The following is a 23,556-nucleotide window of genomic DNA, read 5'->3' on the forward strand; positions in this document are numbered from 1 at the left end:
CATGTAAGATTTTAACACATTTCAACAAAATTTCACATAGAATTTGCATATTTGGTATGTTTCTACGCAAAATATGTCTTTTTTGTGCACTTTTCCGTACTATTTCGCAAAATAAAAAGAAGGTTTCCCTTCTTTATGGATTTGTGATGTGTGCTTCTCCAACTTTTCGTGCCGTGGCAATTTTTGACTCAGTAATAAAATAAAAATGATTCCCAGGATGGTCAACTGTCCATCCCATTGTAAAGAAACGGTCATCGCCTTCATCTTGATGGGCATTTAAATGCATGGGACCAACCTCATATTTACCGTATGAATAATCTAAGAAAAGCACTTTTTGTTTTAACTCGATTGTTGGGTTATCAGAGTGAAACCCTTCAAAATCATCGCGTTTTAATTTCATATACCCTTCCATCGAAACTGTATTGTGTTCAAAAGTATAGTACTTTCGATTTGCCTTGCCATTTGAAATCATATTCCGCATATTCAAGCGATATGTAATTACATCATTCGCAGATACTTCCAAATAAATACTGAACATCATAAAGAGAACAAGTAAGACGACCGACAACACATTTAACCCTTTACGCTGTAACCAATGTCCCTCTTTTTGATCGACATAGTTGAGTAAATGACGAATAACGCCATAATACAAACAAAAACCAAGAAGTCCACCAAGTGTATTGGTAATTAAATCTGTTACATCAAAATGCCAAAGAATCACACCGAACGCAAGCGTCAACAGTAATTCAAGACATTCAATTAACAACGATATAAAAAATGTAACAAATACCGTATATTTAATATTCCGAAGCCGTTTAAAGAATACGGGTAAAAATACCCCCATCGGAACCATCATCAAAACATTCAACAACGGTTCTTTTAAATTTTTGAGACTCAACCCACTCCGAAACGGCACTAAATTATAATAATCGATAGACACATTCTCAAGCGAAAAATGAATGGCCGCATTTTGAATTTCTTTTTGATTTAATGGTAGTGGAAATAACGTAAGATCAAGAACCTTACCGAGATATAAAATGAATAAAAGACCGAGTATTTTATTTTTAATTGTGGTTTTACGATATTTCACTAAAAAAAACATCGCAATGAGAATATATACGATGATCCCAGAATTGATCGATACCCCTTGTGTATTCTTAATTATTGGACCTAAATAACGTTCAAACATGTAAAACTCCATTCTATACCCAAATTTTACATGATTCCCTTATTGTTGTCGAGAATTCTGGAGATTAATATGTTTAATTTCATCGATTGGTGATTCTTTAACAAATTTACGTGGTTTTTCTGTTTTAACGATGACATCATCGTGATAAATAATCCGTGTCCGAATTTCCATAATCCCATTTTCTCCAGATACTGGATGCATCATGTCGATTTTATTTGGATCAATATAAATTGTTTTAAACGGAATTTCGACATACTCAACAACCTCATCGTATGTTACTTTTTTACACACTGCATAAACCGTCATGTCTTTATTAACCCTGATTCTATTTTCGGATATTGCATGATTATCAAAGGACCACCCTTTGAAAAGAACCGCTTGTTCCGCATCAAATAAATGTTTCTTCGGCAATTCAAAAACAGTATTTTTACGAACAACTTGGATTGTTTTGGTAAACGCTTGAAATGGTATGGATTCTGATTTTAAAACTACAAACGCATAATTATTTTTAAATACAATAAATGACATTACACAGATACAAACTGAAACTAGAAAAACATACCTTATTCGTTTATTTTGATTCATAGATACCCCTCTATAACGTATCATAAAACTAAGTTTATTTACGAAAATCGTTATTTAAGACAAAACCATTCCTATTTAGTACAAAAATGAACGCTTAAAAAGATTTATGTTATAATGTTTCAAGATATTTTAGTGAAGGATTGTAAAGTTTAACCTTCATGATGAAAGAAGGTTAATGATGCCCTATCTAGAAATTAAAAACCTAACGCACACTTTTGTGGAGCGTCAGTTGTATAGTAATGCCGAGTTTCTCCTCCATAAGGGAGATCATATTGGTCTTGTAGGATTAAATGGCGCTGGTAAAAGTACTTTAATTCGATTTATGACTGGTGACTTATCGCCAGACTTTGGAACCGTTGTCTGGCAAGATAAAATTGAACTTGCCTTTATGGATCAATATGTTCGTGTTGACCCGAATTTAACCATCCATGGTTACCTATCAACAACCTATAAAGCTTTATTTGAGCTTGAGGCTCGTATGAATGCATATTACCTCGAATCGATGGAAGATGATGATGCACTTCGTAAAGCTTCAAACATTCAAGAACGTTTATTGCTTTCTGAAGCAGATGTATTGTTACTGGATGAGCCGACCAACTTCTTAGACGTTGACCATATTGAATGGCTTGCGAACTACCTTAACGCATACCCTAAAAGTTTTATTGTTGTTTCACATGATGATTCATTTATAAACCGTGTTGCGAATGTGATTGTAGATATTGATTTCCAAAAAATAACACGCTACAACGGAAACTACGATGCTTTCTTAAAACAGAAAGAACATAATCGAATGGAACAGCTCAGCCTTTATACCAAACAACAAGCTTATATTCACAAAACGGAAGCATTTATTCGTAAAAACAAAGCAGGTGGTAATGCGAAAATGGCACGTGGACGTCAAAAACAATTAAACCGACTCGACCGTGTCCATGCACCCCTTGCTCATGCAAAACAAAACTTCGCCTTTAAAACACTTTCTCAAGCTAATGTTCGGGTTCTTGAAACCCTTGAACTTGCAATTGGTTATGATTCTGTATTAATTGACGGATTTAATATGAAAATTTACGGTGGTGAACGCTTTGCGATTACAGGATTTAATGGTATTGGTAAATCCACACTAATTAAAACCATCATGGGTCAGCTTCACCCTTTAGAGGGGAGCATCTACCTTAATGATGACCTCCAAATCGGATACTTTGAACAGAGCCTCAATTGGGAAGATGATACGTTGACACCAGTTCAAATTGTTAGTCAAACATATCCAAAGTTTTCTCAAGGGGAAGTACGTAAAACCCTTGCTTCCGTAGGAATGAAAGAAGAACACTGGAGTCGCAGCATTAAAACATTAAGTGGTGGCGAACAAACTAAAGTAAAACTTTGCCTTCTGATGAACCGATATACCAACATGCTCGTACTTGACGAACCAACCAACCATCTCGATATTGAGAGTAAAAATGCCTTAAAATACGCATTACAGGCTTATACAGGAACCATCATTCTTGTATCTCATGAAGCCAGTTTTTATGAGGATTGGGTTGATCAAATCATCAGTATCGAAAAATAAAAACTTAGACTCTATGAGCCTAAGTTTTTTTTAGTCTGTAATTTCTATGGAACGGTGCTCAGGATGATTAAAACTTTTAATAAAAACAAGTGGACTCCCGTCATTTTTATAAATAATGGATTCAATAACTAAAATAGGACTTTCAAGTTTAACACCCAGTAAATTCGCGTACTTAATGGGAACATGCATAGGGATCACCGTAAACGATGCACTTCCTCGATTGAAAAACGAATTAAAATTTTCGAGTTTTGGGAGATCATTGAACGCGTCATCGGATAACTGATTTCGAGCAATATAAACTTCTTCAATCGCAATATTAACATTATTCATGGATAAAATACGAATAAAACGAACAACTGAAGTGTCTTGCGTAATGTTTAACTTTGAACTTACATCCGCACCACATGACGCCTTCACATCAAAATATAAGATCGTATGCTTATCAAATTCAGGGGTTAATAACGAATTCTTTTTAATCAATCGCTTATCAGAGACAAAGGTTCCGCGATTTGCATCACGGTATAGACAACCTTCATCAACCAATTCATTAATCGCTTTACGAACCGTCATCCGACTTGCCTGAAAATGATCAGTGAAATCACGTTCACTAGGAATTGAGGCATTGGGCTCCATCATATCGATCATCTTAATGATCTTATCTTTAATTTGCTGATAAAGTGGAATTTTCATCCATACACCTCCAATATATACCTATTATAAAATAATCTATAAAACATTCAACGATTATTTGATGAATGCGAAAGGACGCCAAGGTTTGATGTAATCAAGAAGCATCATTTCTGAGTTTGGGATGTGACCGATTTTATTCTTGTTTCCCTCATTTGGCATGGGTTCAAGAACAATATGTAATTCCCCTTTATATCGACCGTATGCGTCATTTAATATAACAACATCACCACGCTCTAAATCTACGGTATTCTTGGGTGAAATCACTTCATTTGCATAGGTAAGACGCGGCATCGTTGAACGCGCCATATACGCACTCATATCCCCACGTACAAAATGATAATGATCATAAATAATTTGCGCTTCAACCTCAGAGAGTTCAACATCCAAGTCTACTTTAAATTGTAACTTCCCTAATGCTATCTTGGCACACGCCTCCAACTCTTCATCTGACGCGTATGCATTTCCAATAAGAATATCATCAATCATCTTAGTCGCGATTAATTCACGAATTTGCACATCAATCGGTAAATCACGATGATGTTCAAGGGTACACAATCCTTCATAAACAGGCCAGGGTCCAAACGTTCCACTATTCTGACTGGATACAAATGCAGCGCTTTGCAGGCCAAGTTTACGAATCTTTTGATTACAAAAATCAAAATGCGCTTTACTTAGACCCGTAAATCGTTGTGGATAAAAATTATGACATGTAATCAATGCATTTTTATTGGGATAAAAAGTCATGACATTCTCAATATAGTCATTTCCTTGACTTGAGTTTAATTCAATTTTTAAGTCGTATTGGTTAAACGTCATTTCACTTTCAAATGCTCCATTAAACCCTTCATCCAAACGGATACCATCGACCCCAATTTCCTTAAAAAACACTAAATTAGAATGCTTGATTTCAAATGCCTTAAATACTGCAGGTGCCACATCTACAATAACTTCCATCCCGCGCTGATGCGCTGCATCCGTAATGGAGCGATAATCCTGAATGAGTTTGTTTTGATTGCTTGAATCAGTTTGAAGTAAACTCATAAAAATACGCTTAAACCCACAGTCTGCCGCTTTATTTATGTATGTGATATCCTGTTCCATCGTCGAATTTTCTGGATAAATTGATATTCCTAATCGTGCCATAATATGCTCCTTTTCTACGCCTTGACGCTGCGTTCATTCAAGATTGTTTGAATTTGATCTAACAGGAGATTAATTCGTTTTTGACTGCCTTTACGATAAAAGCGTTCCATTAATTTGAAATTCAACATCTTTCGCTTCTTAATTGAATGATATGACTCGGCGTATGTTAGCTTAAATTGAGAATCATCAAGAGGTTCTAGATGATATTCAAGGGTGTTAATCCCTTGAGCACTCTCAAAGCGTACCGAGTATGTATTCGGTCGTTTAAGTTCTAAAAGGGTTACCGTAACACTGCCAGAATTACCCATGCGACCTCTTAGTTGTTTTTGATATTGATATCCTTCGTAAATTTCATCTTCCGTAAGGTTATGACCTGTACTTGTCGCAAGACCCATAAGCAGTGATTCGATTAACAAATCATAACACTGTTCCGGTGTGCCTTGCATCGTTCTATATACTTCCATTAATTTCGCCCCTTTCGATAAAAGAGTATCATCGCAATGACAATGAGCATGACACCCGAAATCAAGATACCAAACCCTTGATCTACCGTACTGGATAGTAAGACCAAAAGCGTTCCGATTGCGAATATAAAAACAATCCACTGTTTCATAATTAACCTCCACTAAAACAAATATTAGGAGCAGTTAAGCCCCTAATATCTCAATAAATATTATTCTTGTGTTTCAGTATAATCAATCTTATTTGCTACCATTACAAATACGGCCCAAATTGCTGTACCAATAACCAAGTTAATCAATGCTAGCATGGCTGCTGTAAATGAGAATCCCGTTGCCATCCATGCATAAAGAATTGGTGGCATAACCCATGGAACTTCTAAGAATACAGGTGGAACGATTCCAGCTGATGTTGCAAGATATGCAATCGTAACAAGAATTGTTGGTACTAAAATCCAAGGGATTAAGTAAATTGGATTTAAAACAATTGGTAATCCAAAAATCACTGGCTCGTTAATATTAAACAATCCCATTGGCGCACTTAACTTCGCCACTGCACGATTTTCTTCACGTTTCGAGAAAATAAGAAGCGCAATAATGAGTCCTAACGCACAACCAGCGCCACCCATCCACGCAAAGGCATCAAATGATCCACGTGTCCATAAATAAGGTAAATTTTCTGCAGATAAGGCTGCATTATATGCGTTTGTATTTGCAGTTAAAGCTACTTTATACACACCATCAAGGGCTGGTGCTAATACATTGGTACCGTGAAGTCCAAAGAACCAGAATACCGAGACTGACATTGTTACAAAAATAACTGACCCAAGACCTTGTGAAACATTTAAGAAAGGCATTTGGACATATTTAAGAATTAAATCCCCAACCGAAGCATCAAAGAATGTTGATGTAAGGTATGCAAGTGTTCCAACAGCATATAAAGCCACACAACCTGGAATAATTGAAGCAAATGCGCGGGAAACTGCCGGTGGGACTTGATCCGGTAACTTAATTGTAATGTTCTTATTCATAAGTTTTGCATAGATTATTGTTGCAATAAACCCTACAATTAAAGCCGTAAAAAGACCCTTAGCATCCATATAGCCAATGCCAATGAATCCCCAGCCCACTACAGGTTCTGCTAACCCAGCCACATCGATGGATGCAACTTGTGGTGTCACAACAATAAATGAAGCGAGTGAAATAAGACCACCCGCAAGTATCCACATCATAGGCTTTCGATAATTGATAACCGATTGCAAATGCAAACACTAACGCTAAAATTGCCAGTGTTCCAAACCAAATGTTTCCGTTGATACCAATAAGCCAACTAAATGCATCGGTAATGCCATCTGCACCAAATTTAGCGGGTAAATCACGTACAAGTGCATTTAATAATACCGCGACAGACCCAGCCATCGTGATTGGCATGATGCTTATAAATGCATCACGAATTGCCACTAAATGCTTTTGTGAACCAATTTTAATTGCAATTGGGACGAAATGCTCTTCCATCCATGAAGTTAATTTCTCCATATATATCTTCTCCTTTACTACAGCTCATACCGGTTATTTTAAGTGGTATATACCATGTAGTTAATCTTAATATAACACACTCATATCGAGATGCAAGCGTTATCATCAGACTTTCACAAAAATAACACGAACTCAAGACGAACTTGATTCCACAAAAAAAACAGGTTTATGAAACCTGTTTTTTATTCTTGATTTAAAAGTCCAAGTGTGCGCGATGTCTCGACAACAAAGATTACGCCATGTCCTGGTTTATCAATTTCAAACGATGTATTGAGCGCATGAACGATGGCATCCGTCATATCCATTTGCGATAGGATGAGGATTACTTCTTTCTCAGGCTCAATATCCATATTAAACAATTTTTCATGCTCATGAGTTCCAGACCCTCGTGCATGAATAATGGTTCCCCCTGTTGCACCATGTTCTTTTGCAACATGCATTACATCTTGGGCAAATCCATCATCGACAATAATAAAAATAGCATCGATACCCACGTTTCGCTCACCTTCCTTTAACGTTTTAATATGACTTGGTAATTTTTGAATCCCAAGAACACTTTTAAGCGGGACTGAAAAAATTACGCCTGAATCGGTTTTTTTAAAATTTGTGTGCTTTTGAATGTGATCATAGAAATCTTTCTCAAGCAATTCCGGCATAATTGTAAGACATACCTCTTTACGACGTTCTTCAATCCCAAGAAGATTGAGCAGACGGTCTCTGACACATCCACGTCCTTGAAACACAGTTCCACCGGTAGCACCGACTTCGCGCGAAATTGATAGAATATGCGAACCGCGTTCACTTTCCACAATTGAGCAAACCATGATAAGATTTGAAATTTGGAAAGGCATAAACTACCCCCCTCTTTTTTTTGTTTTTAGTCCATATAAGACACCTAAAATTTGAATTGCGATAATTGGCATCATTGCAATCATCGCGATGACACCAAATCCATCGGTCATAACATTTGCTGTTGGAATTGCAGTTGCCGCACCTTGTGCAAACGCTAAGACAAAGGTTGCAGTCATGGGTCCAGAAGCAACGCCCCCGGAATCATAAGCAATCCCTACAAAAATGTTGGGTACCTTAAACGACAGCATCGATGCGAGCATAAAACCAGGTAAGAGCATATGCCAAAGTTTAAGGTGCTCTGAAGTAATGCGAAGCATCGACAACATAACCGCAAAGGCAATACCAATTGAGAGTGTAACTAAAATTGACTTTTTCTTAATATGACCCGAAGTAACTTCCTCAACTTGTTCTGTTAGAATATAGACCGCTGGCTCTGCCAAAACAACAACCATCCACATTAGAAATCCTACGACTAATAAAAGGGCCCGATTTGGTACCAACGCCACATCATGTCCTAAAATTCGACCTGCATCCATAAAACCCGCTTGTACGCCCGTCATAAAGATTGAAAGACCGAAGAATGTATAGAAAAGCCCTTTAAAAATTTTGTCTCGACGAATTCGAGTAAGTTTAAATTTCAAGACGTCAAACACGATAAAGAGGATGGTAAGTGGTAAAAGTGAAAGCAATGACTCTTTGAACATTGTAGGCAATATCTGAATAAAAGGCAAGAGAATCCCCTGTGATTCAAGAATCACGGCACTTTCACCTTCAATCCCACCCAAACCTCTGATCAAACTTAAGATCATAACCATAAAAATGGGACCCTCAGACGCTAAGCCAACCATACCAAAGCTGTCCTCTTCCGCATGTTTCCCACCTTTTAACTGAGAAAAACCATAACCTAAAGCAAGAATAAACGGTGTGGTCATCGCACCCGTTGTAGCTCCTGAGGCATCAACGGAGATTGCAAGAAACTCTTCCGAAACAAAGATCCCTAAAACCATAATCCCAAAATACGTTACCGCAAAAAGTTTATTGAGAGGTTTATTAAATAAAATCCTTAAAAGACCGATGGCAACCATAAGACCAACACCCATCGACACAACACTTACAATTAATGTTGCGGATAACGTTCCACCCGAAGCCATATTCACTTCATTCGCAAGAATTTGCAGATCAGGCTCTGCAAAGGTAATTAAGAACCCAAGGATAACCCCTAAAAGTGCAACAATGCTTACTTTATTCGTTCTTGCAATGGATTTTCCCATGAGCGTTCCAATTGGAACAATTCAAGTTCTGCTCCAAGAAAATCCCCAGACCAACAATCACAAACAACGCACCCATTAAAACGTACCAAAACTTCCGTTTCTAAAGGCACAATCAGCAGATGCATTAAAAGCACTAAAACTGTAATGGGTAACACAGAAAAAGATACTTCTTTAAATTTATTCAATAAGATATTCAAAAAACCCCTCCTAACTCACTGTTTTTAATATAACATGAATCAACGTTCATAATCTATTTATGTGGAACATCACATAAAAAAATCTAACCGAAGTTAGATTTCTTTAGTACTTATCAATATGACGTTTCGCCTCTGAAAGCGACATTCCTGTTTTCTCAATCAACATTTTGATGGCTAGAATCTTTTTGCCAGATTGTACGAGATTCCGAATTTCCGTTTCAGAATACTCACTGACACGTGTAGACGTATTGGGTGTTGTTTTACTCCCAAATTCTAGTTTATGGTGATGAACTTCTGCTTCCGTATAGGGTCTTGATTTTCGTTCCGCTTCAAATACATCGTATTCTGTTGTTCGTTCTTGAATTCGAGCAATGCTTAAACCGATAATCAGCACAACAAGAATAATAATTAAACCTACAAGTACTTGTTCCATAATAATCACCTTCTTTCTCTTATCATATCTTATCTGCTCATTATTTAAAACAATTAGTAGTAAATACAATGTTTTTTTAAGCTTTTAATCACATTTAAAGAACTTTTTGCTATACTATAACAAACTAATCATAGGTTAAGGGGATACTAAGATTAACTCATCATATCGGAAAGGTACGATGAAATGAAAAATAAAATTAAAGAAAAGCGTAAAGCATTAAAATTGACACAACAAGAACTCGCAGATCAAACCGGGGTTACCCGGCAAACGATTTTAGCCGTTGAGCACAACAAGTATGTGCCATCATTACAACTTGCTTTCAATATTGCGAAAGCACTTAAGACTGACTTACAAGATGTTTTTATTGATGAGTAGTCCCCAAATCACAAATTAGTTTACAGGCTTATGCCTGTTTTTTAATGATTAATCGTCGATCGAATCCAAGTAGCTTCCAACACAAACTCCAACGCTGCATCCAAGACCCAAGCCCAATACTAATTTATCAAGGATAAGTCCGACAACCAAGCCGACACCGACTCCAATCGGAATCCACGTTGCAAGTGTATTTTTTTCATGTTTCATAAAACCCTCCTTAAAATTCGGTTCCTTTAAGTATGGGTGCCACCCACACAAATCCAGCCCCTGCAAGTGCATAAGCAACTAGACTGGCTGTTATTCCTAGAGATAGGATATTGGCTTCAATATCAATGCCTAGAAGCCCTGACATCGTCAATACGACTCCAATAGGCAACAAACAAAGAATCATACGAATCAACATATCGACAATTTGATTGTTTCGTGATTTCATAATACGAATTGTAAGAATTGACGAAACATTGATCAAGGCAACATAACTCGATACAAAAACACACGCAACCACAATATCCACAACACCTGCCTGTGTAAGCACACCGGATACCAGCGTAAAGCAGAACGTGATGGCTAACGATTTAAGGAATGGAAGTTTAACGGTATTAAAAAGCTTACGCAACGGCGCATCCGGAATCAGATATAAATGGTATTGACTCAAATCATCCTTTAACGTATCTACATTTGCCTGATTGAAGAGTGCAATAATAATAAACATAACATACCCTTGAAGCGGGAGTTTCATCACAAATCCCATGACACTATATATGAGATAGAGCAAAACATCCTTCAGCCCAATCATCCGTCGTTGTTTTTTTAATAACAAGACGTTTTTGTCATGGATTGCGCGTGCACCAGCACCATACTTAATCTCAACATGTTTTATTTTATCGGTATCGATTTCTTGTTTGCCTGCTTTTGCACGGGCATAAAATTCTGAAAATCCTCGGCATCGAGCATCGCCTGTTCAAAAAAATCACCCTTTGTGTTCGCAAAAACATAGACGGCCAGAATGTGGAATAGAATCATAAGGCCAAATCCCAGGGTTAATTGCCCTAGATTTGATGATACAAATCCAACAAGTCCGAGTTTTGCCCATCCGAATAAAGGAATCCAAAAGAATGCATCTTGGGTTACAAATGCCATTAGAGATCCCATGAAATCAAAACCGTTTTGTAAAACTGCAAACCAAAGATAACCAAAGCACTCAGAATGAACCCTGCAAAAAGAATTCGTGGTCCTTTGCTCTTTGTTTTATTGATAATTCCTTTTAAGTAAAACCATTCCATGATGAGTGAAAAGGCACTAATTAACAGTGTCGTCATGAAAAAAGTAATGAGGACAAGTTTCAACGGCATTACAAAATGAAGACTAAACTGAAATGCACAGAGAAATGATGCCAATATCGATAAGAGCATACTTCCCCAGACATTTTCAAAGGGTAGTAGACTTAAAATTTGCTTTCGATTAAAAGGTCCAATAAACATGAAATAGGAGTCTTCTAAAAAGAAGAGACTTTGATGTTTGGATAAAACCATCGACAACATAAAAAATGCACTAATGCCTAAGACAATCATTATATAGGCTTGCATCAACTCTGGCGGCATGATCATTTTCCCTTCATGTCGAAACATGGGAATCAGCATCGAACCATAAAGTACAATTGCCCCTAAAGTAACCAGCGCCGAGGTTGGTTTCTTAAATATATTTCTTATTTTCGCAAAGCGTTTGAGTATAGATAATTTAAGCAAGATGACCATATTATTGACCATCCTTGCCGACTTCAAAGTAAATTTCTTTTAGACTTCTATCTTGAATATCTTTACGCAATACTTCACAAATAACATGACCTTTTTTCATAATATAAGCACGGTCCCATACATCACTTACAATATCGATAACATGTGTGCTTAGAAGGACACTTGTCCCTTTATTTTTAAGACTTGTAAGGAGTTTAAGGGTATCCTCAATACTTTGCGGATCGAGTCCCATCATAGGCTCATCAACGAGAATTGCTTTAGGTTCTGTAATTAAAGCAAGAATCATTGAAAGTTTTTGACGCATCCCCTTTGATAATTCTTTCGCAGTGGTATCGCGCTTATCATCAAGTCTAAATAAATTCAAATATTCCGTCGCATTATGTTCATAATCTTTGACTTCATAAGCATGACCGATAAAATCAATGTGTTCTTGAACTGTAAGCAAATCATACAAAACAGGAACTTCAGGAATGTACCCAAAACGCTTTTTAGCTTCGACACTGCGATTATCATAACCGCAAATTGAAATTTCGCCATCATAGTCTAATAATCCAATGATGGACTTAATTGTTGTGGATTTTCCGGCTCCATTTTCCCCAAGTAATACGGTAATCTCCCCTGGATTCGCAATTAATGAAACATTATTGGCCGCTACTTTGGTGCCGTATTTCTTTGTCATATTCTTTACATGAATCATACTCAATCTCCTTTAATGGTAATTAAATGGTATCATGTACAATTGAATTTACGTTTTAAACGACCTAAATGACCCTATTTCTTGGCTAAACGACAAAAAAGAAGGCCTTAGCCTTCAAGTGTTTTCCGTCCTTTTCGTGACATCGGAATGATTTCTCCGTTGTCCAATTCAATTTCAGAATTACCGCGATCAACCCGTTTTATGCGTTTTTCATTCACAACATAGGATCGATGTACACGTACAAACGTCTTCCCCAAATCAAGATCAATTTTTGATAAATTCCCAACAAAATCAATAAATCGCGATCCGCATGAATAATAATGCGGTGTTTTCTTGTGATGTTTCAAAATAGAGGGTCTCACTTACTGGAATATGATAAAGATCATCAAAAATTTTGATCGTATAATACTCCCCTATTTCCATTTGCTCTTTAATGACACGGTTAATGGTTTCCTCGATACAATGGCGAATGCGAATATCCACTTGACTCATATCATCTTTAAGAATATAATCCATAGCTTCCAAACGCATCTTAAAGGTTTCTAATAACAATTCATCATGTGTTGTGATAAAAACGAGATACCCACGCGGATCACGCTCTCGAATCACTTTTGCGAGCTCGAACCCATTCATTGCATCCGGTCCTAAATCGACATCAAGAAAATAGAGACCGCGTACATTCTCAGCTGCACCTATTTCCAAAATGGTTTCGGGATTGTCAGCTGCGCAAAGTACTTTCATGTCATAATTCTCAATAACAATATGTTTCTAAATAACATCTTTGATATGATTTCGAATCCTTGTCTCATCTTCTACGATATATACAGGTATCATGTTAAGCCTCCACTCTTAGTTCTTGTTTAAATTTTTGATGTGTGCAGGATGTATGTCCCACTGCCTTTCGATATTTATTTAAAATACTACGGTAACTTTGTAGCCCCAGACCGCGTCCGCTGCCTTTCGAACTGTAGTCAGAATTAAAGATTTTATCAATTGCAATGGGTTCATGAATCGTATTTTCAATGATGACTTTAAGGTAAGTATCTTCTTGGTAGAGGAGCACGTTAATATATCCAGTCGGATACCCTTCTACAGCCTCAATTGCATTATCGATGAGAATGCCAAGCGCACGAATAAAATCGTTGGAATGCATTGAAATGGTTTTAATGGGATTCATGCATTCAAACACATAGTCAATCCCCTTCGCTTGCATTTCAATAAACTTACCCAAAAGCAAACTTTTTATTTCCATGATTTCGATGTTGGCAAGTTGTGCCGTTTGTTTAACTTCCTTCTCAAGCTGATGATCGAGGGCTAATGTATTGGTTCTTAAATACTCACGGCCTCCATTAAGCCCACTGGCTTCAATTTGATGGGCAAGTTGATTAAAGGTATCACGATAGATTTTTTGACTCTGTCGGACCCCTTCTTGAAGCTTAAAAAGTGAATGAAGATAGTAATTTTGCTCCGCAATATAAGCATTGGTCGCATCAATACGCTTGGATACAGATTCAAACGAGAGAAAGACCACACTTCCAATCGCAAGACAAGACAGGATTAAGATGAGATGAACACGATTACTTTCAAGATACTGATAAATTTCTAAGTTTTTGCCATTCACTTCAAGCAAGACAATCCCACCAAGCACCAAAATCATTGAAATTCCAAACCCATAACGAAGTTCATACAACGTATTCAAAATTACCTCAACAAAACCAGTATCGTTTGGCGTCTGAGTAATTTGAATGGGTTCAGGATGATCAATATGGTCCATGTAACGTTCTGTTTGATCAAGAATGCGTTGTACCGATTCATCCCCTTCATCAAAAGCCAGATAAATACTTGAAAACAAATTTTTAAAATCATGTCTCAACATACGTACTTCCTGAGTTAATCGTTCCAAAGATTGTGCCTGTTGAACTTGTTGGAGGTAGTGAACCCGCTGTGTATGGAGAATCAATCGTTGATGTTCTAATACTGAAATCACCAAAATAATCAAGATGACTTCAAACACCACGATCACTCCAAGAATAAAGGACGTATTACTGTAACTCTTGCTACCGTAGACATAAATGATCCGGAAAATATCTTTAATGCACCAAAAGATAAATGTCACCAAAAGCGACTTTCGCCGTGAGGTAAACAGTTTTGAAAAATAATCACTAAAATTTGAAATTCGAAAAAGTATTGAAACTAAATATGCAACACAGGCAGTGAGAATGTATCCCCCCAAGATTGTCCACGAAATGAATTGAGGATAAGGTGATAGAATTTGATACAACATCGTAGTCACAACCGTAAAAAGACTCCCCGTAATAAAGTAACTGAATAAACTGGAAGACAAAGCATGGAGGTATGTGATATGGGCATCTCGAGCTAGAATTACAGATAAAACAAGGGCTTGAATGGCAAAAACAGGACCTTCAACTAAATACATGAGATTACGATTCAAGAGATTGGCTACCAACCCCGGTGTAAATTCTAAAATGTAATTATTAAGAACTTGGATTAGAATAAATAATGTTATGAATTTGAAAAATGTTTGTTTACGATGATGTAGTGCAATCATTTCACGATTCAAAAAAAACCAAGAAATTCCATAAAAAAACGATATTAAAATCGCAATGACTGTAATCATTAAAAAATATGTCATGATTCCTCCTGGTAAGTGATCTGAATGAATATGCGATTAGCGCTTAAATTTAAAACCACGCTTGATTGAACACGTACGCTCATGCTGTGAGCGCATAACATTTCGTTCATGAAGTAACGGTGTTAAAAGGCGTTGAAAACTCTTGGAACGGACATGCACATCATCCCAATCGATTTCTTGATACAATTCTAAAGCCAAAACCTTTGCTTGTTTAGGACTTAAAACTGATTGAATTTCAATGGCTTCCGCAAGCTTATCCAAGCGAAATTGTTCTAATTGACTAATCATCAGATTTCACCCCTTTATAATCCATTAACGTTAAGATTTCCTTATGGTTGGTTGCCTTAAACGATGACATATCACCCGCGAACTCACCATCGATATTCATCGACATCATGGTATCCGATTCAATTTCAACTTCACAACACTGACGAATAATGAACATTTCATTATCGTATTCACGACTCATCATGCCTTTAAGTATTTGTCGAATTTGCGAAACATTTTTGGGTTTACGAATTAACATTACCTCAAACAAACCATCTGAAAGTTCAATATCATTTTCATCATAGTGGAAAATGCCGCCAACCGACTTGGAATTTGTAATCCCACCAAAAACAAAACTCCCCGAAAACAAGGTATCATCAATTCGAACCTTTAAACCATATGCATGAATGCGACGAAACGTGAGAAAACCATAAATCAAATATGCACGGTAACCTAGCCAATTTTTAAGGTTTTGAGGTGTTTTATAAGTAACCTCCGTAAAATTCCCAAATGTGAGGGCAAACGTAAAACAATCCGTTTCATTTAACACACCCAAATCAACTGGACGTTCCGTTAAATTTTCAAGATTACTGAGTATATCTGTAATATGTGCAACATTCCCTAAATTCTTGGAAATCTCATTTGCCGTTCCAATAGGTAGAATAATGAGAGGTTTTTGGATCTTGTGATTATATAATCCCTGAACCATCTGACTAACCGTTCCATCACCACCCGCAATAATATAACCTTCATACGTGTGTTCCACTTCATCCATAATCTCTACTGGACCATAATTAAGATCCGTCAGAAATAAATCAAACCGAATTTTACTTTGATTTAGACAGTGGATGAACTCATTCAGTTCATTACGTTGCGAGACACCCGCTTTTGGATTATAAATAAACAAATACATACCATCACCTCGATTTGTAAATATTATACCACAGGATGTCATCGCTTCGCATATTCAAACTACAATCCTTAGGATAAAAAAAAACATTGGCGTTTTCGCGAATGGTTTTTAGATTGTTTGTTATATTTTATAGCACCATTGAAGCGCTAAAGTACCAATACCTGCATGGGTTGCGACTGCGGCGGGTAGATTCACAATTCTAACTGTGAACGGACCTAGTGATTCTGTGAGGAAATCTTGGAACCGTTTTAAAGTATCTAACCCTTCACTGTGGAGCAGATAGATATCATGCGTATCCGGTTTCACTTCATGGTGAATCAAATCATTGACCAATAAGGAAAAAATTCTACGTTCCGAGCGGGCAACACCCAGTTTTTCAATGGATTGACCTTTATTTTCCAAATACAAAACCGGCTTAATTTTGAGTAAACTCGCAACTTTCGCAGCCGTTTTGGAAACCCGACCGCTTGCAATCACTTGATCAAGCGACTGAGGATAGATGTAGGACACTTGGTTTGAGAAGAAATGATCCAGGTAAACTTCAATTTGTTCAACCGTGTAATTTTCTTCATTCATCTTACGAATCGCACGCACCGCTTGTTGAACCGGACCCGTGATGGAATACGTATTGATAACAGTCATATTTGTAATCTTTAAATCTTGTTTCACCATTTCCATCGAACTATAGGTTCCGGATAAAGCCGTTCCAATGCTTAAAGCAAAAATATGATCATAATCTTTGCCCATTACGTTTTCAAACAGTTCATAAATCGTCCCAAGGTTGGGTTGAGACGTTTTTACGACTTCATGATTTCGTAATAAATCATTTACTTCTTGTTCCGTGATAGTAACTTGATCAATGTATACAGTGTTATTATGGATAATGGTCAATGGTGCAATATATACGTCAAATGCTTCAATTTCAGCTTGCGTAAATGATACTGATGAATCACATATTATGGCTATTTTTTTCATAATGCCCCTCCGTTATAGATAGAGTATATCGAAGTGCATGCACCGTGTCAAAGTATATTTAAGAGAAAACGAAATTATCTGAAATTTCACTCAATTCCCTCGTCAAATACCTTTTAAAAATAGGCTATAGAGGATAAATTGTTCTACAGAATTTTCCCAATATCTTTAAGCTCAATCGACACCTTCCCGTTAATATCTGTAGAGATATTAACAATGTCACTGATATCTAAAATATCGAGGGGTAAAATAATCTCAATCCCCGACTCCGTAACAATACGATGTTTCTTTGCTGCCTGTGTACGATTAACCATTTTTAAATTGATCATATCGTGAACATGTTCGTGCTCAAACGTCTCATCGATTAAACGTTCCTCTTCCTCTGAAAAGGTGTCAAATACTTCTTTTAAAATTTGTTTAGGCTCTATTTCATCAAAAAAATCAACATTATCGGTAATCACTTGCTTCGCTTTAACGATATTTTCAAAATGAGAATCGTCTCGAACTTCTGAGATGGTACTTACAAGTGTATCCACAACTTGAAAACTCGTCTTAGAATTCGCAATAATCTCACAATCTAAAAGTGATTCCAGAAGTTCTCGATAACGAATATCTTGAAATTTAACCAAAGTTTCCCCAGTTGTGAGGTTAACCATAAATGCATTTTTGACACTCGCAAACGTTTCCGGAAGAATCGCTTGATTATGCACTAAAGCATTTTCTAATCCGTGCTCATTTTGCGTAATTTTGATATAACCGTTTTTGCTTAACACTTCAAACATTGCAAGTGAAACAAAATCACCCATATCAACCATAGCAAACAAGAGATTTGTACTCTCAACCGTCATCGCTGCAATATGATGGTCAAACCAACGTTGTGCAAGTTTTTGAGTTTCTTCCATAAAATTAATTGGCGTACCAATAAGACTTAAAAAAGGACTTCCTGGGTTTAGTTTTGCTTTTGAAGCTGTTGGGCTTGTTTGAAATGCTTTCGCGAGTTTCGCAATAAAAGGCTCCACATCTTTTGATGTATTAAAATTTAAGGGTTTTTCTGATAGAATCATTGATTGTAAATCTCGATCTAATGAATGTATTACACCTTTATCAATATTCATAATTACCTCCACGATGATACCTAACTAATATAACAAAAAACAACATGAAAATCATGCTGTTTTAAGTAAATAATGTGTCATCCCTAACTTAGATACGTTCTTGTTTTTGCTTAATATAACAAATTGATCCAATAGCCACAACCACAAGAACACTTGTATATAGAACAATGTACGTCCAAGGTTCAACGCGCGCTTGGATAAATTCCTCACTCAAAATGGGTGCCTTATGCTCAGAACTTCCAGCAATTCAACATATTTATCTTGATGGGACCCATCTACATTGATTGCAGGACGTTCAATTGAATTCACCCGAATTTGAGGACGCTTTTCATCTTCTTTAGCGGGAATTGAACCAAAAGCTAGAATTGACACGGATAACGATACTGCTATTATTGTTGGTTTAAACATCCAATGCCTCATTTCTTCCCTTATAATTTATCACAATAAGTTCACATTGTTCAATGATATTTGCAGAAAAGAAAAAAAGACGATTCTTGGTGGAGTAGTAAACTAAAAGTAGACAAGTAAAAAAGACTTGTCTACTTTTTTTGTGTAATAATAAAATCAAAGATAAAACGGAGGTATTAATGATGGGAAGACCCAAAGGTGGATTAAATAATAAATGGACTTATGAGGATCGTATTAAAGTCGTTACACGTCATATTGATGAACATATAAGTGCTGCGAAACTATCACAAGTCCTAAAGGAACGATTAATGGGTGGATTGATCGATTAATGCGTGATGGTAAAGAGGGTTTAAAAAACAAGAAAAAGACAGGAAATCATTTTTCTGCGCTTCATACGAGTAAATCATTAACTGAGATCGAACGACTTCAACTCGAAATTCTAAAACGAGATATTGAGATTGCACGATTAAAAAAAGGGTACCAGGTGAAAGGAGTTGGTGTAAACAAGGAGTTCGTTACTTTAAAAGACAAGAATTCTAAATAGCACATGACTTATCTTTTAAACATCCGATTACGTTCATTCTTAGATTTATGAATTTGAACCGATCTGGTTATTACAAGTGGTTAAAGCATAAGAATGATCTCAATATTTATGAACAAAAAAGAGCGATTCTTAGCTTTGTGATTAAAGACTGGCATCGCCGTTTTCCAAGTTATGGTTATCATGATATCGCTGCAGTCATGAGAAAGCAAAGTGATTTAGGGATTGAATTTTCCGATAATTTAATCCACAAGTGTTGCAAGTTTTTAAATATTAAATCAAAAGTGAAACACTATTCCTATAAAAAACCTGGAACACAAAGTCGAATTTATCCTAATATTATAAAGAATCAATGGAGGCAACCAAACCTTTAGAAATTATTGTTTCAGATATGACACATATTCGAAACAAGGGATTAATTATGAATGGACTTTAATGGTTGATACCTTTAACAATGAAATTATCAGTTCTGCATTATCGCGTACAACTGGTGATCCTAAGCCTTACTACAAGTGTCTCGAGGATCTCCTTGCTACTTAAGGATAATAAAAAAACAGCTCCCACGATTCTTCACACAGATCAAGGAGCTGTCTACCACTCTAAAGCTTTCGCTAAAGCGCATGAAAATTATAACATAATTAGATCTATGTCGCGAGCTGGAACACCTACAGATAATCCAATTATCGAATCATTAAATGGATGGATTAAAGCAGAAATGGCGTGTGATTATCAATACTGGTCCGTAGATAACTTTGAAAATTTTATCGAAGAATATGTACATTATTTCAATTTTGAAAGACCTGCTTACTGTTTAAATTACAAAACCCCTATCCAATATAAAATGGATAAGGGTTTCTAGTCTTTTATTAATGTCTACTTTTGTTTGACAACTCCAATTCTTGGATCGTCTTTTTAGGAAATGGTTGCACGAATTAATTCTACCGGATCTTCTACATTACCACTTGGCATGGTTACCGACTTACGGAAGATGCCTGGTGTCATGTTTTTTTGTTTTACAAAGTTTCGATGAAACGTTTTACTGTTGTTATAACCTACAGCGATGCCGATGTCGACAATCGCCAAATCGGTTGATAAGAGGAGCTCACACGACTTATTGATCCTAAGATAATTCAAGAAGTCTTCAAAGTTCATTTCAACTTGGAAAAGCAGAATCAAATTTAACTCAACAAGTGGTATGTTGAACTTATCCGCTACTTCTTGAATTTTTAAGTTTTCTTTGTAGTTGTTATACATGTAATTTAAAACTTGATAAGAAAGACTTAATTCCTTATCATTAATCACTTGATGAATATTTCGATAAATCTTACGATATTCATTCGGTGTGGTTCCAATACGTTCATTATATACTTTTGATAAATGTGATGCATCTGCAAATCCCGTCAATTCCGCAATCTCACTCAGTGACATCCCTGTATAAATAAGCAAGTCTAAGGATTTCACAATACGCATCTCATTAAGTAACGCAGTAAAAGACAACCCTGTTACATCATAAATGTACTTGCTGATGGCAGACTCACTCATATAGAAAAAGCCTGATAGTTTCGAAAGTGTTAATTTTTCACTCAAATGCGAGTATAAATATTTGAAAATTTTATAACGATGATCAAGTTCAATTTCTTGATTTGACTTCATCTTACATTCCTTCTTATTCGCAAATCGTTGGAAATGAATGACAAGTTCGATCAATTTATTAGTGACGTAAAGTTTCGATAAACTTTGTTCTTCAGGAATGTCGAGGTTTGATTCAACGCCGACTTCATCACGAATTTCATCTAAAACCTTTAAAATAACGTCTGCCTCTTTGGCAGTACATTGAATCACGTGATTTTTTTCTAAGGGTCCTGTCACAGCAATCATATCATTACTTGGATTCGCTCCACACTTCATCGCTTGAGAAATGTAATCGATATTATAGATTATGCGCACAAATTGGAGGGGCCTGGCCACGCTCTCAATTTCTGTAATTTCCCAAGGAAGAATTGCGATAAGAGAATTTTCTCTAATAGGATAACTTATACCGTCAATCAAAATCGTTCCCTCACCTTTTTTGATAAAGAGAAAGCGTGACGCCTGATGAATGATCGGATAGGTTGGTAAGTCAATAAATTCCATGTCAAAACTGCATAGCTTTCGCTTATCATATCGAGAGCAGTTTTTACCTTGTATTTCAGTTACAAAGTCCATGAAATATACCCCCTTTCACACTTCTTGATTACACTCTTATTGTACACTAAAAAAACACTTTTTTACAGTACCTAGATTGCCCTCTTACAGCATAAATTATTTAATCTTAATCATGTTTTACGACGAAAATAAAACGTGCAAGGATTGGCATCTTACACGTTAAATAAACTTAAAACCCCTTGAAACACCAATATATCGAAATCAATCTCACCAAGATACATATCGATAATCGTAAATAAGCATTGTCATGTTCTGGAAGATTGTTAATATCTTGCTAAAAGAAAAAGGAATGGAAGGCAACATCCATTCCTTGATTCATTTTTTTATTATAGTTTAAATTATAAGCATCGCTCCGGTTAGAATAATAACACTTACGATCGCAATTATTAGGATAATTTTCTTCGAGAATTTAATCCATGTAGAGTATTCAACTTTGGCGATTGCAAGACCACCCATGATAGCTCCACATGTTGGAGTAAAGAGGTTGACAAGACCACTACCCGCTACAAAGATCATTACCATAACTTCAGGACTAAAGCCTAATTCAGATGCAAGTGGAGCCATAATTGGCATCGACACAGTTGCAAGTCCTGATGAGGAAGGAATAAGGAAGGTTAGTACGAGATAGAGTAAGTATGCAAGCGGTGCAAAGATGATTCCAGGCACCCCTTTTAGTGCGTTTGCAGCATTGGTTAAGATGTAAACATCTAGTCCTGTTTCAGTCATAAGAACTGAAGCACCACGTGCTAATGCAATAACGAGAACAACACTCATCATATCGGCAGCGCCATCCATGAATGTATCGACGATTTCTTTCTCGTTAAGTTTACCAACAATACCAATAATGATACCCATGAGCAGGAACCATGTTGTTGCTTCTTGGAAATACCATTCTCCAAATGGAATTCCTGTTAACCAAGCAGTCCAGCTATCAAAGAATGTAATTCCAAAGGATCCCCATGGAATAAAGGAAAGAATCATTACTAAGAATGTAATACCAAACAAAATAAGAACTGTTTTGTGTGTACCGGTTAATTCAACAGCGGTTGCACCTTCTGCATGTCCATAATGTTTATCAATTTCTTGTTGTTCTTGAAGTGAAAGGATGGTAGATCCTTTATCTTGTTTAACTTTTTTCGCATAACTCATTACAAAGTAAATTGAGGTTAAGAGTGCGGAAATCCATAATACAAGACCAATTAACATAACAAGTCCATTATTTACTGGAATGTCTTTAGGAATGGCATCCAGAGCTGCACCAACTGCAAATGGGTTAATTGTCGATCCAAGTACCCCAGCACCCGCACCAAGCAAGACAACTGCGGAACCAACAACAGCGTCAAACCCTGCTGCAACCATGGTTGCAGTAAGCAGTGCATAGAATGGCACAGTTTCTTCAAGCATTCCGTAGGTAGAGCCACAGATTGAGAAGAGTGTCATTAATACTGGAATAATTACAAGTTCATTACCTTTAAGTTTTTTAACTAAAGCAGCAATCCCCGCATCCAATGCACCAGTTTTTGTTACAAGTCCCAAAAATCCCCCTAGAATCATAACAAACACACAGACATCAATCGCATCTGCAAAACCTTTAACTGGAGCCATCATGACTGTTGATAATGTAGCACTTGTTACATCAGGAATTAAGACTGTTACAAGAGCTAAAACAAACAGAATGATGAAAAGAATTGAAAACGATGAAAGCATTTTTCTAGATTTCTTTTCTTTTGCCATATTT

Annotated in this window: 31 protein-coding genes and 1 pseudogene; 6 read left to right on the forward strand and 26 right to left on the reverse strand. The window is 36.5% G+C overall.

Annotated features, from left to right (window positions below):
• Nucleotides 1-133: 133 nt before the first annotated feature.
• The gene (locus tag EEI45_RS06020; RefSeq protein WP_125164534.1) at nucleotides 134-1,189 is read right to left on the reverse strand and encodes a VanZ family protein; all 1,056 of its coding nucleotides are present in this window, start codon (nucleotides 1,187-1,189) and stop codon (nucleotides 134-136) included.
• Between the two features lie 39 nt (nucleotides 1,190-1,228).
• Nucleotides 1,229-1,774, reverse strand: coding sequence for a G5 domain-containing protein (locus EEI45_RS06025; protein WP_125164535.1), 546 nt, complete (start codon nucleotides 1,772-1,774; stop codon nucleotides 1,229-1,231).
• A 178-nt stretch (nucleotides 1,775-1,952) separates the two neighbouring features.
• Between EEI45_RS06025 and EEI45_RS06030 the strand changes: the two genes are divergently transcribed.
• Nucleotides 1,953-3,338: an ABC-F family ATP-binding cassette domain-containing protein gene (locus EEI45_RS06030; RefSeq protein ID WP_125164536.1), complete on the forward strand. Its 1,386-nt coding sequence runs from the start codon at nucleotides 1,953-1,955 to the stop codon at nucleotides 3,336-3,338.
• A 30-nt stretch (nucleotides 3,339-3,368) separates the two neighbouring features.
• On the opposite strand, the gene EEI45_RS06035 is transcribed toward EEI45_RS06030, so the two are convergent.
• The 10 genes from EEI45_RS06035 to EEI45_RS06065 all read right to left on the reverse strand — a co-directional run bounded on the left by EEI45_RS06035 (nucleotide 3,369) and on the right by EEI45_RS06065 (nucleotide 9,918).
• Nucleotides 3,369-4,028, reverse strand: a complete 660-nt coding sequence (locus EEI45_RS06035) for a GntR family transcriptional regulator (RefSeq protein WP_125164537.1) — start codon at nucleotides 4,026-4,028, stop codon at nucleotides 3,369-3,371.
• Between the two features lie 54 nt (nucleotides 4,029-4,082).
• Nucleotides 4,083-5,171 (reverse strand): DUF871 domain-containing protein, encoded by a 1,089-nt coding sequence (locus tag EEI45_RS06040; RefSeq protein WP_125164538.1) that lies wholly within the window; start codon nucleotides 5,169-5,171, stop codon nucleotides 4,083-4,085.
• 14 nt (nucleotides 5,172-5,185) lie between these two features.
• Nucleotides 5,186-5,635: a DUF3284 domain-containing protein gene (locus EEI45_RS06045; RefSeq protein WP_125164539.1), complete on the reverse strand. Its 450-nt coding sequence runs from the start codon at nucleotides 5,633-5,635 to the stop codon at nucleotides 5,186-5,188.
• On the reverse strand, nucleotides 5,635-5,784 hold the full coding sequence (locus tag EEI45_RS08565; protein WP_164503757.1) for a hypothetical protein: 150 nt from the start codon (nucleotides 5,782-5,784) through the stop codon (nucleotides 5,635-5,637). The genes EEI45_RS06045 and EEI45_RS08565 overlap by 1 nt, the downstream gene beginning before the upstream one ends.
• Nucleotides 5,785-5,844: 60 nt before the next feature.
• Nucleotides 5,845-6,810, reverse strand: coding sequence for a PTS sugar transporter subunit IIC (locus tag EEI45_RS06050; RefSeq protein ID WP_267128167.1), 966 nt, complete (start codon nucleotides 6,808-6,810; stop codon nucleotides 5,845-5,847).
• Nucleotides 6,719-7,165 (reverse strand): hypothetical protein, encoded by a 447-nt coding sequence (locus tag EEI45_RS10090; RefSeq protein WP_228410253.1) that lies wholly within the window; start codon nucleotides 7,163-7,165, stop codon nucleotides 6,719-6,721. The genes EEI45_RS06050 and EEI45_RS10090 overlap by 92 nt, the downstream gene beginning before the upstream one ends.
• Before the next feature lie 182 nt (nucleotides 7,166-7,347).
• Nucleotides 7,348-8,016: a P-II family nitrogen regulator gene (locus EEI45_RS06055; RefSeq protein WP_125164540.1), complete on the reverse strand. Its 669-nt coding sequence runs from the start codon at nucleotides 8,014-8,016 to the stop codon at nucleotides 7,348-7,350.
• 3 nt (nucleotides 8,017-8,019) lie between these two features.
• Nucleotides 8,020-9,288, reverse strand: coding sequence for a DUF1538 domain-containing protein (locus EEI45_RS06060; protein WP_228410254.1), 1,269 nt, complete (start codon nucleotides 9,286-9,288; stop codon nucleotides 8,020-8,022).
• Nucleotides 9,255-9,485: a hypothetical protein gene (locus tag EEI45_RS09375; protein WP_228410255.1), complete on the reverse strand. Its 231-nt coding sequence runs from the start codon at nucleotides 9,483-9,485 to the stop codon at nucleotides 9,255-9,257. Before EEI45_RS09375 ends, EEI45_RS06060 begins: the two co-directional genes overlap by 34 nt.
• A gap of 103 nt (nucleotides 9,486-9,588) precedes the next feature.
• A complete protein-coding gene (locus EEI45_RS06065; protein WP_125164541.1) occupies nucleotides 9,589-9,918 on the reverse strand; it encodes a hypothetical protein in 330 nt (109 codons plus the stop codon).
• Nucleotides 9,919-10,101: 183 nt separating this feature from the next.
• Between EEI45_RS06065 and EEI45_RS06070 the strand changes: the two genes are divergently transcribed.
• Nucleotides 10,102-10,293: a helix-turn-helix transcriptional regulator gene (locus EEI45_RS06070; protein WP_125164542.1), complete on the forward strand. Its 192-nt coding sequence runs from the start codon at nucleotides 10,102-10,104 to the stop codon at nucleotides 10,291-10,293.
• A 48-nt stretch (nucleotides 10,294-10,341) separates the two neighbouring features.
• Here EEI45_RS06070 and EEI45_RS08570 read toward each other — a convergent pair whose 3' ends face one another.
• The 12 genes and pseudogenes from EEI45_RS08570 to EEI45_RS09390 all read right to left on the reverse strand — a co-directional run bounded on the left by EEI45_RS08570 (nucleotide 10,342) and on the right by EEI45_RS09390 (nucleotide 19,072).
• Complete coding sequence (locus EEI45_RS08570; RefSeq protein WP_164503758.1) at nucleotides 10,342-10,500, reverse strand: hypothetical protein; 159 nt, start codon at nucleotides 10,498-10,500, stop codon at nucleotides 10,342-10,344.
• Between the two features lie 10 nt (nucleotides 10,501-10,510).
• Nucleotides 10,511-11,445, reverse strand: a pseudogene (locus tag EEI45_RS09955) (putative ABC exporter domain-containing protein).
• The gene (locus EEI45_RS09965; RefSeq protein ID WP_267128108.1) at nucleotides 11,433-12,047 is read right to left on the reverse strand and encodes a putative ABC exporter domain-containing protein; all 615 of its coding nucleotides are present in this window, start codon (nucleotides 12,045-12,047) and stop codon (nucleotides 11,433-11,435) included. The pseudogene EEI45_RS09955 and the gene EEI45_RS09965 overlap by 13 nt, the downstream one beginning before the upstream one ends.
• Nucleotide 12,048: 1 nt before the next feature.
• Nucleotides 12,049-12,744 (reverse strand): ABC transporter ATP-binding protein, encoded by a 696-nt coding sequence (locus EEI45_RS06080; RefSeq protein WP_125164543.1) that lies wholly within the window; start codon nucleotides 12,742-12,744, stop codon nucleotides 12,049-12,051.
• A 107-nt stretch (nucleotides 12,745-12,851) separates the two neighbouring features.
• Nucleotides 12,852-13,091, reverse strand: a complete 240-nt coding sequence (locus tag EEI45_RS09380; RefSeq protein WP_228410256.1) for a LytTR family transcriptional regulator DNA-binding domain-containing protein — start codon at nucleotides 13,089-13,091, stop codon at nucleotides 12,852-12,854.
• The gene (locus EEI45_RS09385; RefSeq protein WP_267128109.1) at nucleotides 13,036-13,485 is read right to left on the reverse strand and encodes a response regulator; all 450 of its coding nucleotides are present in this window, start codon (nucleotides 13,483-13,485) and stop codon (nucleotides 13,036-13,038) included. The genes EEI45_RS09380 and EEI45_RS09385 overlap by 56 nt, the downstream gene beginning before the upstream one ends.
• 94 nt (nucleotides 13,486-13,579) lie before the next feature.
• Entirely contained in the window at nucleotides 13,580-15,397 is a 1,818-nt protein-coding gene (locus EEI45_RS06090) for a GHKL domain-containing protein (RefSeq protein WP_125164544.1), read from the reverse strand.
• Nucleotides 15,398-15,433: 36 nt separating this feature from the next.
• Complete coding sequence (locus tag EEI45_RS06095; RefSeq protein WP_125164545.1) at nucleotides 15,434-15,685, reverse strand: penicillinase repressor; 252 nt, start codon at nucleotides 15,683-15,685, stop codon at nucleotides 15,434-15,436.
• The gene (locus tag EEI45_RS06100) at nucleotides 15,678-16,577 is read right to left on the reverse strand and encodes a diacylglycerol/lipid kinase family protein (RefSeq protein ID WP_125164546.1); all 900 of its coding nucleotides are present in this window, start codon (nucleotides 16,575-16,577) and stop codon (nucleotides 15,678-15,680) included. The genes EEI45_RS06095 and EEI45_RS06100 overlap by 8 nt, the downstream gene beginning before the upstream one ends.
• Nucleotides 16,578-16,697: 120 nt before the next feature.
• The gene (locus EEI45_RS06105; protein ID WP_125164547.1) at nucleotides 16,698-17,552 is read right to left on the reverse strand and encodes a DegV family protein; all 855 of its coding nucleotides are present in this window, start codon (nucleotides 17,550-17,552) and stop codon (nucleotides 16,698-16,700) included.
• A gap of 143 nt (nucleotides 17,553-17,695) precedes the next feature.
• Complete coding sequence (locus EEI45_RS06110; protein WP_125164548.1) at nucleotides 17,696-18,664, reverse strand: nucleoid-associated protein; 969 nt, start codon at nucleotides 18,662-18,664, stop codon at nucleotides 17,696-17,698.
• Nucleotides 18,665-18,874: 210 nt separating this feature from the next.
• Nucleotides 18,875-19,072 (reverse strand): hypothetical protein, encoded by a 198-nt coding sequence (locus tag EEI45_RS09390; RefSeq protein ID WP_228410257.1) that lies wholly within the window; start codon nucleotides 19,070-19,072, stop codon nucleotides 18,875-18,877.
• A gap of 179 nt (nucleotides 19,073-19,251) precedes the next feature.
• Between EEI45_RS09390 and EEI45_RS08575 the strand changes: the two genes are divergently transcribed.
• From EEI45_RS08575 to EEI45_RS06130, 4 genes are all read left to right on the forward strand, one after another.
• Nucleotides 19,252-19,401, forward strand: a complete 150-nt coding sequence (locus tag EEI45_RS08575; RefSeq protein ID WP_164503754.1) for a hypothetical protein — start codon at nucleotides 19,252-19,254, stop codon at nucleotides 19,399-19,401.
• Entirely contained in the window at nucleotides 19,401-19,616 is a 216-nt protein-coding gene (locus EEI45_RS06120; protein WP_125164248.1) for an ArsR family transcriptional regulator, read from the forward strand. The genes EEI45_RS08575 and EEI45_RS06120 overlap by 1 nt, the downstream gene beginning before the upstream one ends.
• 47 nt (nucleotides 19,617-19,663) lie before the next feature.
• Nucleotides 19,664-19,987, forward strand: a complete 324-nt coding sequence (locus EEI45_RS06125; RefSeq protein ID WP_228410258.1) for a hypothetical protein — start codon at nucleotides 19,664-19,666, stop codon at nucleotides 19,985-19,987.
• Nucleotides 19,988-20,142: 155 nt separating this feature from the next.
• A complete protein-coding gene (locus tag EEI45_RS06130; protein WP_228410259.1) occupies nucleotides 20,143-20,472 on the forward strand; it encodes an integrase core domain-containing protein in 330 nt (109 codons plus the stop codon).
• 53 nt (nucleotides 20,473-20,525) lie between these two features.
• Here the strand turns inward: EEI45_RS06130 and EEI45_RS06135 are convergent, their stop codons facing one another.
• Together EEI45_RS06135 and EEI45_RS06140 are read right to left on the reverse strand one after the other, a co-directional pair.
• A complete protein-coding gene (locus tag EEI45_RS06135; RefSeq protein WP_125164549.1) occupies nucleotides 20,526-21,818 on the reverse strand; it encodes an AraC family transcriptional regulator in 1,293 nt (430 codons plus the stop codon).
• A gap of 333 nt (nucleotides 21,819-22,151) precedes the next feature.
• On the reverse strand, nucleotides 22,152-23,552 hold the full coding sequence (locus tag EEI45_RS06140) for a YfcC family protein (RefSeq protein ID WP_125164550.1): 1,401 nt from the start codon (nucleotides 23,550-23,552) through the stop codon (nucleotides 22,152-22,154).
• Nucleotides 23,553-23,556 lie beyond the last annotated feature (4 nt).

This window comes from Erysipelothrix piscisicarius, assembly GCF_003931795.1.
Classification (GTDB): domain Bacteria; phylum Bacillota_I; class Bacilli_A; order Erysipelotrichales; family Erysipelotrichaceae; genus Erysipelothrix; species Erysipelothrix piscisicarius.

What these genes read in the sequence shown, in the direction of transcription:
- EEI45_RS06070 (WP_125164542.1), top strand. Translation starts at nt 10,102, where the DNA reads ATGAAAAATAAAATTAAAGAAAAGCGTAAAGCATTAAAATTGACACAA.
- EEI45_RS06080 (WP_125164543.1), bottom strand. Translation starts at nt 12,744, where the DNA reads ATGATTCATGTAAAGAATATGACAAAGAAATACGGCACCAAAGTAGCG.
- EEI45_RS10090 (WP_228410253.1), bottom strand. Translation starts at nt 7,165, where the DNA reads ATGGAGAAATTAACTTCATGGATGGAAGAGCATTTCGTCCCAATTGCA.
- EEI45_RS06030 (WP_125164536.1), top strand. Translation starts at nt 1,953, where the DNA reads ATGCCCTATCTAGAAATTAAAAACCTAACGCACACTTTTGTGGAGCGT.
- EEI45_RS06040 (WP_125164538.1), bottom strand. Translation starts at nt 5,171, where the DNA reads ATGGCACGATTAGGAATATCAATTTATCCAGAAAATTCGACGATGGAA.
- EEI45_RS08575 (WP_164503754.1), top strand. Translation starts at nt 19,252, where the DNA reads ATGATGGGAAGACCCAAAGGTGGATTAAATAATAAATGGACTTATGAG.
- EEI45_RS09390 (WP_228410257.1), bottom strand. Translation starts at nt 19,072, where the DNA reads ATGTTTAAACCAACAATAATAGCAGTATCGTTATCCGTGTCAATTCTA.
- EEI45_RS06140 (WP_125164550.1), bottom strand. Translation starts at nt 23,552, where the DNA reads ATGGCAAAAGAAAAGAAATCTAGAAAAATGCTTTCATCGTTTTCAATT.
- EEI45_RS06055 (WP_125164540.1), bottom strand. Translation starts at nt 8,016, where the DNA reads ATGCCTTTCCAAATTTCAAATCTTATCATGGTTTGCTCAATTGTGGAA.
- EEI45_RS06045 (WP_125164539.1), bottom strand. Translation starts at nt 5,635, where the DNA reads ATGGAAGTATATAGAACGATGCAAGGCACACCGGAACAGTGTTATGAT.
- EEI45_RS06090 (WP_125164544.1), bottom strand. Translation starts at nt 15,397, where the DNA reads ATGACATATTTTTTAATGATTACAGTCATTGCGATTTTAATATCGTTT.
- EEI45_RS06025 (WP_125164535.1), bottom strand. Translation starts at nt 1,774, where the DNA reads ATGAATCAAAATAAACGAATAAGGTATGTTTTTCTAGTTTCAGTTTGT.
- EEI45_RS06100 (WP_125164546.1), bottom strand. Translation starts at nt 16,577, where the DNA reads ATGTATTTGTTTATTTATAATCCAAAAGCGGGTGTCTCGCAACGTAAT.
- EEI45_RS08565 (WP_164503757.1), bottom strand. Translation starts at nt 5,784, where the DNA reads ATGAAACAGTGGATTGTTTTTATATTCGCAATCGGAACGCTTTTGGTC.
- EEI45_RS06035 (WP_125164537.1), bottom strand. Translation starts at nt 4,028, where the DNA reads ATGAAAATTCCACTTTATCAGCAAATTAAAGATAAGATCATTAAGATG.
- EEI45_RS06060 (WP_228410254.1), bottom strand. Translation starts at nt 9,288, where the DNA reads ATGGGAAAATCCATTGCAAGAACGAATAAAGTAAGCATTGTTGCACTT.
- EEI45_RS06105 (WP_125164547.1), bottom strand. Translation starts at nt 17,552, where the DNA reads ATGAAAAAAATAGCCATAATATGTGATTCATCAGTATCATTTACGCAA.
- EEI45_RS06120 (WP_125164248.1), top strand. Translation starts at nt 19,401, where the DNA reads ATGCGTGATGGTAAAGAGGGTTTAAAAAACAAGAAAAAGACAGGAAAT.
- EEI45_RS06065 (WP_125164541.1), bottom strand. Translation starts at nt 9,918, where the DNA reads ATGGAACAAGTACTTGTAGGTTTAATTATTATTCTTGTTGTGCTGATT.
- EEI45_RS06020 (WP_125164534.1), bottom strand. Translation starts at nt 1,189, where the DNA reads ATGTTTGAACGTTATTTAGGTCCAATAATTAAGAATACACAAGGGGTA.
- EEI45_RS08570 (WP_164503758.1), bottom strand. Translation starts at nt 10,500, where the DNA reads ATGAAACATGAAAAAAATACACTTGCAACGTGGATTCCGATTGGAGTC.
- EEI45_RS06135 (WP_125164549.1), bottom strand. Translation starts at nt 21,818, where the DNA reads ATGGACTTTGTAACTGAAATACAAGGTAAAAACTGCTCTCGATATGAT.
- EEI45_RS09965 (WP_267128108.1), bottom strand. Translation starts at nt 12,047, where the DNA reads ATGGTCATCTTGCTTAAATTATCTATACTCAAACGCTTTGCGAAAATA.
- EEI45_RS06110 (WP_125164548.1), bottom strand. Translation starts at nt 18,664, where the DNA reads ATGAATATTGATAAAGGTGTAATACATTCATTAGATCGAGATTTACAA.
- EEI45_RS09385 (WP_267128109.1), bottom strand. Translation starts at nt 13,485, where the DNA reads ATGAAAGTACTTTGCGCAGCTGACAATCCCGAAACCATTTTGGAAATA.
- EEI45_RS06125 (WP_228410258.1), top strand. Translation starts at nt 19,664, where the DNA reads ATGAATTTGAACCGATCTGGTTATTACAAGTGGTTAAAGCATAAGAAT.
- EEI45_RS06095 (WP_125164545.1), bottom strand. Translation starts at nt 15,685, where the DNA reads ATGATTAGTCAATTAGAACAATTTCGCTTGGATAAGCTTGCGGAAGCC.